At 66.6% G+C, this 9,949-nt stretch carries 12 protein-coding genes; 2 read left to right on the plus strand and 10 right to left on the minus strand.

Features of this window, described 5'->3' with window-relative positions; genetic code table 11:
* Positions 1 to 94: 94 nt before the first annotated feature.
* From Q0Z66_RS11070 to prmC, 8 genes are all read right to left on the minus strand, one after another.
* Complete coding sequence (locus Q0Z66_RS11070) at positions 95 to 883, minus strand: F0F1 ATP synthase subunit delta (RefSeq protein WP_298041090.1); 789 nt, start codon at positions 881 to 883, stop codon at positions 95 to 97.
* Positions 883 to 1,434: a F0F1 ATP synthase subunit B gene (locus Q0Z66_RS11075; RefSeq protein ID WP_298041091.1), complete on the minus strand. Its 552-nt coding sequence runs from the start codon at positions 1,432 to 1,434 to the stop codon at positions 883 to 885. The genes Q0Z66_RS11070 and Q0Z66_RS11075 overlap by 1 nt, the downstream gene beginning before the upstream one ends.
* A 38-nt stretch (positions 1,435 to 1,472) precedes the next feature.
* Positions 1,473 to 1,712 (minus strand): F0F1 ATP synthase subunit C, encoded by a 240-nt coding sequence (gene atpE, locus Q0Z66_RS11080; protein WP_116647429.1) that lies wholly within the window; start codon positions 1,710 to 1,712, stop codon positions 1,473 to 1,475.
* 43 nt (positions 1,713 to 1,755) lie between these two features.
* Complete coding sequence (gene atpB / locus Q0Z66_RS11085) at positions 1,756 to 2,550, minus strand: F0F1 ATP synthase subunit A (protein WP_298041097.1); 795 nt, start codon at positions 2,548 to 2,550, stop codon at positions 1,756 to 1,758.
* A gap of 173 nt (positions 2,551 to 2,723) precedes the next feature.
* Positions 2,724 to 3,182: a hypothetical protein gene (locus Q0Z66_RS11090; RefSeq protein ID WP_298041099.1), complete on the minus strand. Its 459-nt coding sequence runs from the start codon at positions 3,180 to 3,182 to the stop codon at positions 2,724 to 2,726.
* Positions 3,179 to 4,333, minus strand: coding sequence for an MraY family glycosyltransferase (locus Q0Z66_RS11095; protein WP_298041101.1), 1,155 nt, complete (start codon positions 4,331 to 4,333; stop codon positions 3,179 to 3,181). The genes Q0Z66_RS11090 and Q0Z66_RS11095 overlap by 4 nt, the downstream gene beginning before the upstream one ends.
* Entirely contained in the window at positions 4,330 to 5,043 is a 714-nt protein-coding gene (locus Q0Z66_RS11100; RefSeq protein WP_298041103.1) for an L-threonylcarbamoyladenylate synthase, read from the minus strand. Before Q0Z66_RS11100 ends, Q0Z66_RS11095 begins: the two co-directional genes overlap by 4 nt.
* Before the next feature lie 51 nt (positions 5,044 to 5,094).
* Positions 5,095 to 5,955, minus strand: coding sequence for a peptide chain release factor N(5)-glutamine methyltransferase (prmC, locus tag Q0Z66_RS11105; RefSeq protein ID WP_298041105.1), 861 nt, complete (start codon positions 5,953 to 5,955; stop codon positions 5,095 to 5,097).
* A gap of 106 nt (positions 5,956 to 6,061) precedes the next feature.
* Here prmC and cysK point away from each other — a divergent pair, with 106 nt between their 5' ends.
* Both cysK and epsC read left to right on the plus strand, forming a co-directional pair.
* Positions 6,062 to 7,000 carry a cysteine synthase A gene (cysK, locus tag Q0Z66_RS11110; protein WP_298041107.1) on the plus strand — a complete coding sequence of 313 codons (939 nt, stop codon included), beginning with the start codon at positions 6,062 to 6,064 and terminating at the stop codon, positions 6,998 to 7,000.
* Between the two features lie 8 nt (positions 7,001 to 7,008).
* A complete protein-coding gene (epsC, locus tag Q0Z66_RS11115; RefSeq protein ID WP_298041109.1) occupies positions 7,009 to 7,581 on the plus strand; it encodes a serine O-acetyltransferase EpsC in 573 nt (190 codons plus the stop codon).
* A 22-nt stretch (positions 7,582 to 7,603) separates the two neighbouring features.
* Here the strand turns inward: epsC and prfA are convergent, their stop codons facing one another.
* Positions 7,604 to 8,683, minus strand: coding sequence for a peptide chain release factor 1 (gene prfA, locus Q0Z66_RS11120; RefSeq protein WP_298041111.1), 1,080 nt, complete (start codon positions 8,681 to 8,683; stop codon positions 7,604 to 7,606).
* Between the two features lie 24 nt (positions 8,684 to 8,707).
* The coding region (rho, locus tag Q0Z66_RS11125) for a transcription termination factor Rho (RefSeq protein ID WP_298041113.1) at positions 8,708 to 9,949 on the minus strand (1,242 nt) is incomplete at its 5' end.

The raw sequence follows: 9,949 nt of genomic DNA on the forward strand, positions 1-9,949 counted from the left end.
TTCAGCGCGTCACGGATGACGTCGGGGCTGATCGAAAGTTCTGCCATTGTCTTCCCTTTGTATCTGGGTGCGCGGTTCCCCGCGCGAAGTCGTATTAGCCCGCGAGCTTCTGTCGAAGATCGGCGAGCCGCGCGGAGATGCTGCCGTCGATCACGTCATCGGCGATCTGCACGCGCAGTCCGCCCACGACGGTGGGGTCGATCACTTCATTGATGGAGACCTGCACGTCGTAACGCTCGGCCAGCACGGCGCCGAGGCGCGTTCGCTGTTCTGCCGAGAGAGGCGACGCCGTGTGCACGGTGGCGACCGTACGTCCTGCCTGGGCCGAGACGATCTTCATCGCGCGGTTCAGCAGCTGACGAACGCGGCGCCCACGCGGCTGGCGAACCATCGAGGACACGATCAGTGTCGTGGCCTTTCCGGTGACACCCGTGATGAGCTTCTCGACGAGCACGCTCTTTCCTGCGTCATCGCCGAGCCGACTGCCGAGCGCGAGCTCGAGTTCCGGGTTCGCAGCGATCACACGCAGGAAGGAGAACAGCTCGCCCGAGATGTCGTCCTTCGGCTTCGCGATGGCCGTCGCGCGGATGGCCAGCTCCTCGATGCCGTCGACGAGGCCGTCGGCGTCGGACCAGCGCTGTCCAACGGCAGCCGAGAGCACCTGACGGGTGGTCTCGGACATGCCGGCGAATACCGTCGCGACGACCTTCTCGCGAAGGCCCGCAGGAGCAGCCGGGTCGGCCAGCGCGCCGCTCAGCTGACCGGACTCCCCCACGAAACGGGCCGCGGTGAACAGCTCACTCGCGGTGTCGAGGGTGACGCCCTTCGCCTGAGCGAGGGCAGCCGTCGAAGCCGACAGTGCCTGAGTCGTCGCGCTGCCCATTACTTGGCCGCCTTTTCTGCAGTCTCGAGGTCAGCGAGGAAGCGGTCGACCACGGCGGTCGCACGCGCGTCGTCCGAGAGGGTCTCGCCGACCACGCCACCGGCGAGGTCGAGGGCGAGGCTCCCGACCTCGGAGCGCAGTGCGATGAGCGTCGACTGGCGCTCCGCCTCGATCTGCGTGTGAGCGGCGGCGGTCACGCGACCGGCCTCCACCGTTGCCGTCTCCTTGGCCTCGGCGATGATCTTCTTGCCGTCCTCACGGGCGGTTTCGCGGATCTGGCCGGCCTCAGTGCGCGCTTCTGCGAGCTGGCGGGTGTACTCCTCCAGCGCTGCTTCTGCTTCCTTCTGGGCCTCGTCGGCCTTGGCGATGTTGCCCTCGATGGCCTGCGAACGCGCGTCGAGCACCTTCGTCAGACGGGGAAGCGCCACAAGCCAGACGACGAGCAGGATGATGATGAAACACACGCCCGACCAGATGATGTCGTAACCCGCTGGGAGCAGCGGGTTACCGACTTCACCGTCGGCCGCGAGAGTGACAAGAGCGTTACGCATCCTGCCTCCTTATTCTCGAGTCGCGATCGGTTTGCGGATCAGACCGCGGCGAAGATGAACGGCGTGGCGATACCGATCAGGGCGAGGATCTCGATGAATGCAACACCGATGAACATCGTCGTCTGAAGGCGGCCGGCCAGCTCGGGCTGGCGTGCGGTGGATTCGATCGTCTTGCCGATCATGATGCCCAGACCGATGGCCGGTCCGATGGCGGCGAGACCGTAGCCGACGGTCGCGATGTTACCCGTGATCTGCGCGAGAACTGTCGTAGCGTCCACTGGTTTTTTCCTTTCGTAGGGCGATCATCCGATTGGATGATCGTCAGTGCTCTTCAGCGACTGCGAGCTGGATGTAGACCGCAGTCAGGATTGTGAAGACGTATGCCTGGAGAACGTAAACAAAGATCTCGAACAGCGTGAACGCGAAGCTCATCGCGAATGTTCCGACCGCGAACGGGGTGAACCAGTTCATGCTCAGCAGGAAGAAGTGCGTGGCGGAGAAGAACAGGACGAGCATCATGTGCCCGACGATCATGTTCAGCAGCAGACGCAGGAACAGCGAGACCGGGCGCGCCACGAAGGTCGAGATCAGCTCGACGAGCGCGATGATCGGCACCAGATAGATCGGAACGCCGTTCGGGATCAGAGAGTTCTTCAGGAAGCGCAGGCCACCGTGCTTGCGGATGCCGGCGTAGATGAAGAGGACGTATGCCACGAGCGCCAGCAGGAGCGGAACTCCGGCGACAGCCGTTCCCGCCATGTTGATGCCGGGGATGACACCCGTCAGGTTCATGAACAGGATTCCGAAGAACATCGTCGTCAGGATCGGGAGGAAGCGCTTGCCGTCCTTCTCACCGAGGACCTGGTCGGCGATCTGCACGCGCACGAAGCCGAAGGCCATCTCGATGAGGTTCTGACCGCGGCCAGGAACGACCGAGAGGCGGCGTGTGCCGACCAGCAGGACGATGACGAGCACCACTGTCGCGATCACCTGTGCGAGGTTGATGCGCGTGAACTCGAACATCGTTCCCTCGAAGAAGATCGCTGGAGGGAAGAAGTCACCGATGGACGGCGGGTGGAACTGGTTGTCGTCGGCGGCCATGATGACCGCGCCCACGTGACTCAACGTATTGGCTCCTGCTTCTCGCGTTGGCAGGTTCCAGCGCGTCGAGAGGTGAAAATGTTGCTCCTGCAGGGCCCGACATGAGAGTCGGACTACTTCCGCGGTGGAACTCACTCACTCTATCAAAAAGTCAGCGCCCTTCTGGACACGACGGGAGATCCCGGCTCTCAGGCTTCGGGATCCTGCTGCGGCAGCTCCACATCGGATGCCGCGGGGATGCGGATCTTGCTCATGACCATGAGGTCGACGACCAGCGAGACGACGGCCGTCGCCACCAGTGCGAAGTAGAAGACCAGCGGAACGACCCAGTCGAGGCGTGCCAGCGTGAGCAGCAGGACGACGACGAGGATGAACTTGATCAGCCAGCCGCCCATCACGATTCCGAAGAAGATCTGGAGGAAGGCGGGGTTCCCGAACCAGCGGTTGGCGATCAGGATGCTGACCGCGGTCATCGCCGGGAAGATCACGCCGATGAGGGCCCCGAGCACACCGCTCCAGAGACCGGGCCACTGGGCGACGAGCCATCCGACGATGCCGGCGACGACGACGGCCGTTCCACCGATGGCACTGCCCCACACCAGGGCAGCGCGAAGCACCGGGGTGCTCGAGACGGTTTCGCGGTTCATGGGGTCTTCTCCAGTGGTTGAGGGGCTTTGCGGGGCCGGGTGGGCAGCAGGGTGACGATCAGGCACGCGGCGATCCCGATGACCCCGAAGATGATGCCGGGAACGTACTGGCCCGGCCAGTCCTCGCGGGTTCCCAGGTACATGAGAAGCACGGCGAGCGAGATGATCGTCGTCCATGCGTAGAAGATGAGGACGGCATCGCGGTCCCGATGGCCGAGATCGAGCATGCGGTGGTGCAGGTGCTTGCGGTCCGGTGAGAAAGGAGAGCGCCCGGCCCTCATGCGTCGGAACACGGCGAGGCCGAAGTCGAGCAGGGGCAGGAGCACGACCACCAGCGGAAGCAGGATCGGGATGAACGCGCCGAGCAGCTGCGAGCGCCCGAACTCCTCCGGGTCCATCGCGGCCGAGGACATCTGCCCGGTCAGCGCGATCGCCGAGGTCGCCATGAGCAGCCCCAGCACGAGAGCCCCGGAGTCGCCCATGAAGAGCTTGGCCGGGCTCCAGTTCAGGGGGAGGAACCCGATACAGGCGCCGATCATGACGGCGGCGAGGAACGAGGCGAGGTTGAAGTAGCTGCTCGCCCCGGTGTCGCGCGTCAGGATGTAGGAGTATGCGAAGAAGACCCCGTTGGCGATGAGGCAGACGCCAGCGACGAGACCGTCCAGTCCGTCGATGAAGTTGACCGCGTTCATGACCACGACGATCGCGAACATCGTCACCGCGATGCTCAGCCAGCTCGAGAAGATGATCATGTCGCCGAGCGGGAGGGCGAGGATCTGCAGTCCGCCGCCGACGGTGATGATGCCCGCGGCGAGGAACTGCGCGCCGAGCTTGATCATCCAGTCCAGATCGAGCAGATCATCGATCACGCCGATCACGGCGATGAGGAGCGCCGCCCCGAGGACCGCCCACATGGTGTTCGGCGGAACCCACATGATCGAGAAGAACGGGTTCGCGGCGGAGACGGCGATGGCGGTGGCGATTCCGAGGAACATCGCCACGCCTCCGAGGCGCGGGGTCGGCGTGGTGTGGACGTCGCGCTCGCGGATGCCGGGATAGAGCTTGAATCGCAGGCTGAGCTGCCACACCGCCCACGACATGATCACCGTGATCGTGGCCGTGAGGATGATCGTGAAGAGATACTGCTTCACGCCGTGCCGTCCGCCGTGTCCTCCGCGACCGCAGCGGGTTCGAGCAGATCGCCGATCACTCCTTCGAGCTGCGCCCGGGTGATGGCGCCTTCCCGCAGGATGCGCACGACCGGATCCGTGGTCTCGTCGCCCCCTCGGCGCACGAGGGATGTCGCGTCGATGATCGTCGAGGCGATGCCGGTGCGGCTGACTCCCCCGTCGAGGTAAACGGCGACGTCGTCCTGGAGCATCCGCTGCGCATCGGATGCGGTGACCGCCGCGGCCTTGCCGGTGAGGTTGGCGCTGGAGACGGCCAGCGGGCCGGTCTCTTCGAGGAGTTCGAGGGCGATCCGCTGATCGGGCATGCGCACGGCGACGGTGCCCAGCGTGTCTCCGAGATCCCAGGAGAGAGAGGGCTGGGCCGGCAGGACGATCGTCAGTCCTCCGGGCCAGAACTCGTCGACGAGCCGTTGCACGGGCTCGGGGACCTCTTCCACGAGCGCCGCAAGCGCCGACTGCCCCGCGACGAGGACGGGCGGCGGCTGGTTGCGGCCGCGACCCTTAGCGTCGAGCAGCCGTTGGACTGCAGCGGGCGTGAACGCATCAGCGGCGACCCCGTAGACAGTATCGGTGGGCATGACGATGAGCTCACCACGGGCGATGGCCTGGCGGGCGCGGCGCATTCCGGCGAGAAGCTCGGCCTCATCGCGGCAGTCGAAGAGAGAGGACATGACTGCACCAGTCTACGTGCACCGGCGCGTCGTTCCGAGGCCCGGGGCCGGTCAGGGGCGTATTGCGGTGGTCGCCCTGTCGCGATGGGTGAGGTCGGGGTGGGTATCGGCTGCGCGCCATCCGTCCGCGGTCAGCAGGTCGCGGATCTGCCGGCCCTGAAGTTCGCCGTGCTCGATGACCAGCAGACCGCCCGCCCGCAGGAGTCTCAGCGCACGCGCGCTGAGAACGCGCACGATGTCGAGGCCGTCCGGGCCGCCGTACAACGCCATTGCGGGGTCGTGCAGCCGCACCTCCGGGTCGCGCGGGAGCGCGTCGTCGGGTACGTACGGCGGGTTGGAGATGACGACCGAGACCGACCCGTCGAGCTCGGGGAGCGCATCCGCGAGATCGCCGTGCACCAGCGTGAGGTTCCCCGCCGAGGCCGTGTTGCGCGCGGCCCAGGCGTGCGCATCGTCCGACAGCTCGACGGCGAAGACGCGTGAGTGCGGGACCTCGGTCGCCAGAGCCAGCGCGATTGCGCCGCTTCCGGTGCACAGGTCGACGCCGATGGGCGCTTCGGATGCGTCGGCGACGAGCGCGTCGATGGCGAACTGTGCGACCATCTCCGTCTCGGGTCGAGGCACGAAGACGCCGGGACCGACGGCCAGCTCGAGGTGCCGGAACGGCGCGCGGCCCGTGATGTGCTGCAGGGGTTCGCGCGCGGCCCGGCGCTCGACGAGTCCGAGGAAGCGCTGCCCCGCCTCCTCGTCCCACGAATCACCGCGGAGAATCGTCGCCTGCACCTCGCCGCGTCCGAGGCCGCGCACATGGCCGACGAGAAGTTCCGCATCGACGAGCGGGTCGGGGACGCCGACCTCGGCGAGCCGCGCGGCGGCCGCACGGACGGCTGCGGCGATGGTCTGTTCAGGCATCCCTCCAGCGTACGTGCTGGGCGTTCACCCGCGCGTCACAATGGCCCATGGCCGCCCCCTCTCGAATAGGCTTGAGCACATCCGTACCGATCGAGAGGTCCCCACCATGACCGGAATCCACTCCGACATCACGTCCGCCTTCGGCAACACGCCGCTGGTGCGGCTGAACCGTGTGACCGAGGGCCTCGGGGCCACCGTGCTGGCCAAGCTCGAGTACTACAACCCGGCCTCCAGCGTGAAGGACCGCATCGGCATCGCGATGGTCAACGCTGCCGAGGAGTCGGGTGAGCTCAAGCCGGGCGGCACGATCGTCGAGTCCACCAGCGGCAACACCGGAATCGCGCTTGCGATGGTGGGCGCTGCTCGCGGCTACAAGGTCATCCTCACGATGCCCGCATCGATGTCGAAGGAGCGCCGGGTGCTCCTGAAGGCCTTCGGCGCGCAGATCGTCCTCACGGACCCGACCAAGGGCATGAGCGGCGCGATCGAGGAGACCCAGCGGATCGTCGCCGAGACGCCCGGCGCCGTGTGGATCAAGCAGTTCGAGAACGCGGCGAACCCCAAGATCCACCGCGAGACCACCGCTCAGGAGATCCTGCGCGACACCGATGGTGACGTCGACATCTTCATCGCGGGCGTCGGCACCGGCGGGACAGTGACCGGAACGGGCCAGGCGCTCAAGGCCGTCAAGCCCGATGTCCGGGTCATCGCGGTCGAGCCGAAGGACTCCCCCGTTCTCACCGAAGGCCACCCCGGCCCGCACAAGATCCAGGGCATCGGCCCGAACTTCGTCCCCGGCGTTCTCGACCGCGAGATCCTCGATGAGGTCATCGCCGTCGAATTCGACGAGTCGCTGCGCCTCGCGCGCGCCCTCGCGGCCGAGGAGGGACTGCTCGTGGGCATGTCCTCCGGCGCTGCCCTGTCGGCGGCCCTGCAGGTCGCCGCGCGCCCGGAGAACAGCGGCAAGACGATCGTCGTCGTCTTCCCCGACACCGGTGAGCGCTACATCTCCACGGCGCTCTTCGAGGACCTGCGCGAAGTCTGATCCGCACGATGGGAGTTTTCGCCCGCGTACGCGAGGACATCGCGGCCGCACGCCTGAGAGACCCGGCCGCCCGCACGGCGATCGAAGTGGGTCTGTTGTACCCCGGGATGCACGCCATCTGGGTGCACCGGATCTCTCACCGCCTCTGGCAGTCGGGCATGCGCTTCCTCCCCCGCGCGCTCTCACAGCTCTCGCGCGGTCTCACCGGCATCGAGATCCACCCCGGTGCGCGCATCGGCCGACGGTTCTTCATCGACCACGGCATGGGGATCGTGATCGGCGAGACGGCCGAGATCGGCGATGATGTGATGCTCTATCACGGTGTGACGCTCGGAGGGCGCACGCCCGATGCCAGCGGGAAACGGCATCCGACGCTCGCGGACGGCGTCGTCGTCGGCTCCGGTGCGAAGGTTCTCGGGCCGATCCTCGTCGGGCGCAACACCGTCGTGGGCGCCAACGCCGTGGTGACGAAGGATGCTCCGGCTGACAGCATCCTCGTCGGCGTGCCCGCGCGGACTCGCAAGCGCGTCGGCCACGACGACTTCGCCGACCTGCGCCTGGCTCCCGACTACTCGATCTGAGCCCGTCGGCGTTGAGATCGTCTCAGCCGTCGTTGCCGACGGCGGCGAGACGCGCCTCCTCGTCGGCGGTGATCGCCGATTCGATGATCGGTTCGAGAGCGCCGTCCATCACCTGGTCGAGGTTGTAGGCCTTGAACCCGGTGCGGTGATCGGCGATGCGATTCTCGGGGAAGTTGTAGGTGCGGATCCGCTCGGAGCGATCCATACCGCGGATCTGCGACTTACGGGCATCCGAAGCCGCGGCATCGCGCTCCTCCTGCTGCTTGGCGAGGATACGAGCGCGCAGCACGCGCATCGCCGCCTCACGGTTCTGCAGCTGGGATTTCTCGTTCTGCATCGAGACGACGATGCCGGTGGGAAGGTGCGTGATGCGCACGGCCGAGTCGGTCGTGTTGACCGACTGCCCGCCCGGCCCCGAGGAACGGTAGACATCGATCTTGAGATCGTTCTGGTTGATCTGGACTTCGTCGGGCTCGTCGACCTCGGGGAAGACGAGCACACCGGTCGTCGAGGTATGGATGCGCCCCTGCGACTCGGTCGCGGGCACGCGCTGCACGCGGTGCACGCCGCCCTCGTACTTCAAGTGCGCCCAGACCCCCTGTGCGGGGTCGGACGAGCTCCCCTTGATCGCGATCTGGACATCCTTGTAGCCGCCCAGGTCGGACTCGTTGCGCTCGAGCAGTTCGGTCTTCCACCCCTTGTGCGCGGCGTACTGGATGTACATGCGCAGCAGATCAGCGGCGAACAGTGCCGACTCGGCTCCGCCCTCACCGGCTTTGATCTCCATGATCACATCGCGTGCATCGTCCGGATCGCGCGGGATGAGCAGTCGTCGAAGCCTCTCCTGCGACTGAGCGAGATTCTCCTCGAGCGCGGGCACCTCGTCGGCGAAGACGGCGTCCTCTTTGGCGAGCTCACGGGCCGCGTCCAGATCATCGGATGCCGCGACCCACGCCGCGTGGGCGGAGACGATGCGGCTCAGCTCGGCGTAACGGCGATTGACGCGCTTGGCGCGCGCAGCGTCGGCGTGCACCGCCGGGTCGGAGAGTTCCTCCTGCACCCGGCGGTGTTCGTCGATGAGCGCCTGAACGGACTCGAACACGCCTCTGCTCCGATCAGATCCGGATCAGCGGATGTTGTTCTCGTGGCTGTGGCTCGAGCCGCCCGCGGTCGGAGCCGGCATCGACTTCTGCATCTGCACGAGGAATTCGACGTTGGACTGCGTCTCCTTCAGCTTGCCGAGCACGACCTCGAGAGCCTGCTGGGGGTCGAGGCCCGCGAGGGCGCGACGCAGCTTCCAGGTGATCTTGACCTCGTCGGGGCTCAGCAGCATCTCTTCACGGCGCGTGGACGATGCGTTGACGTCGACGGCCGGGAAGATGCGCTTGTCGGCGAGCTGGCGCGACAGGCGCAGTTCGCTGTTGCCGGTTCCCTTGAACTCCTCGAAGATGACCTCGTCCATCTTGGAACCGGTCTCGACGAGGGCAGTGGCGAGGATCGTGAGCGATCCGCCGTTCTCGATGTTGCGCGCAGCGCCGAAGAAGCGCTTGGGCGGGTACAGCGCCGCGGCGTCGACGCCGCCGGTGAGCACGCGGCCCGAGGTCGGCGTGGCGATGTTGTAGGCGCGTCCGAGCCGGGTGATCGAGTCGAGCAGCACGACGACGTCGCGGCCGAGCTCGACCAGGCGCTTGGCGCGCTCGATCGCGAGCTCGGCGACCGTGGTGTGGTCCTCGGCGGGGCGGTCGAAGGTCGAAGCGATGACTTCGCCCTTGACGGTGCGCTCCATGTCGGTGACCTCTTCGGGGCGCTCGTCGACCAGGACGACCATGAGGTGCGCCTCGGGGTTGTTCTGCGCGATCGCGTTGGCGATCTGCTGCAGGACGATGGTCTTGCCCGCCTTGGGCGGCGCGACGATGAGCCCGCGCTGCCCCTTGCCGATCGGCGCGACGAGATCGATGATGCGCTGCGTCAGCTTCTCGGGCGCGGTCTCCAGGCGCAGGCGCTCCTGCGGGTACAGCGGGGTGAGCTTGCCGAACTCGACGCGGTTCGCGGCATCCTCGACGGACAGCCCGTTGATGGAGTCGACCTTGACGAGCGCGTTGTACTTCTGACGCCCCTGCTGCTCGCCTTCGCGCGGCTGCTTGATGGCGCCGACGATCGCATCGCCCTTGCGCAGGTTGTACTTCTTCACCTGGCCGAGCGAGACATAGACGTCGCTGGTGCCGGCGAGGTAGCCGGTCGTACGGACGAAGGCGTAGTTGTCGAGGATGTCGAGGATGCCGGCGATCGGGATGAGAACGTCGTCCTCGCCGATCTCGGTCTCGAACTCGTCGGATGCTCCGCCACCACGGCGCTTGTTGCGCTGGCG

The organism is uncultured Microbacterium sp., assembly GCF_947632095.1.
Classification (GTDB): Bacteria; Actinomycetota; Actinomycetes; order Actinomycetales; family Microbacteriaceae; genus Microbacterium.

Excerpts from the sequence above, each read along its gene's own strand:
- Q0Z66_RS11070 (WP_298041090.1), bottom strand. The coding sequence starts at position 883 with ATGGGCAGCGCGACGACTCAGGCACTGTCGGCTTCGACGGCTGCCCTC.
- Q0Z66_RS11075 (WP_298041091.1), bottom strand. The coding sequence starts at position 1,434 with ATGCGTAACGCTCTTGTCACTCTCGCGGCCGACGGTGAAGTCGGTAAC.
- Q0Z66_RS11090 (WP_298041099.1), bottom strand. The coding sequence starts at position 3,182 with ATGAACCGCGAAACCGTCTCGAGCACCCCGGTGCTTCGCGCTGCCCTG.
- Q0Z66_RS11100 (WP_298041103.1), bottom strand. The coding sequence starts at position 5,043 with ATGTCCTCTCTCTTCGACTGCCGCGATGAGGCCGAGCTTCTCGCCGGA.
- prmC (WP_298041105.1), bottom strand. The coding sequence starts at position 5,955 with ATGCCTGAACAGACCATCGCCGCAGCCGTCCGTGCGGCCGCCGCGCGG.
- cysK (WP_298041107.1), top strand. The coding sequence starts at position 6,062 with ATGACCGGAATCCACTCCGACATCACGTCCGCCTTCGGCAACACGCCG.
- epsC (WP_298041109.1), top strand. The coding sequence starts at position 7,009 with ATGGGAGTTTTCGCCCGCGTACGCGAGGACATCGCGGCCGCACGCCTG.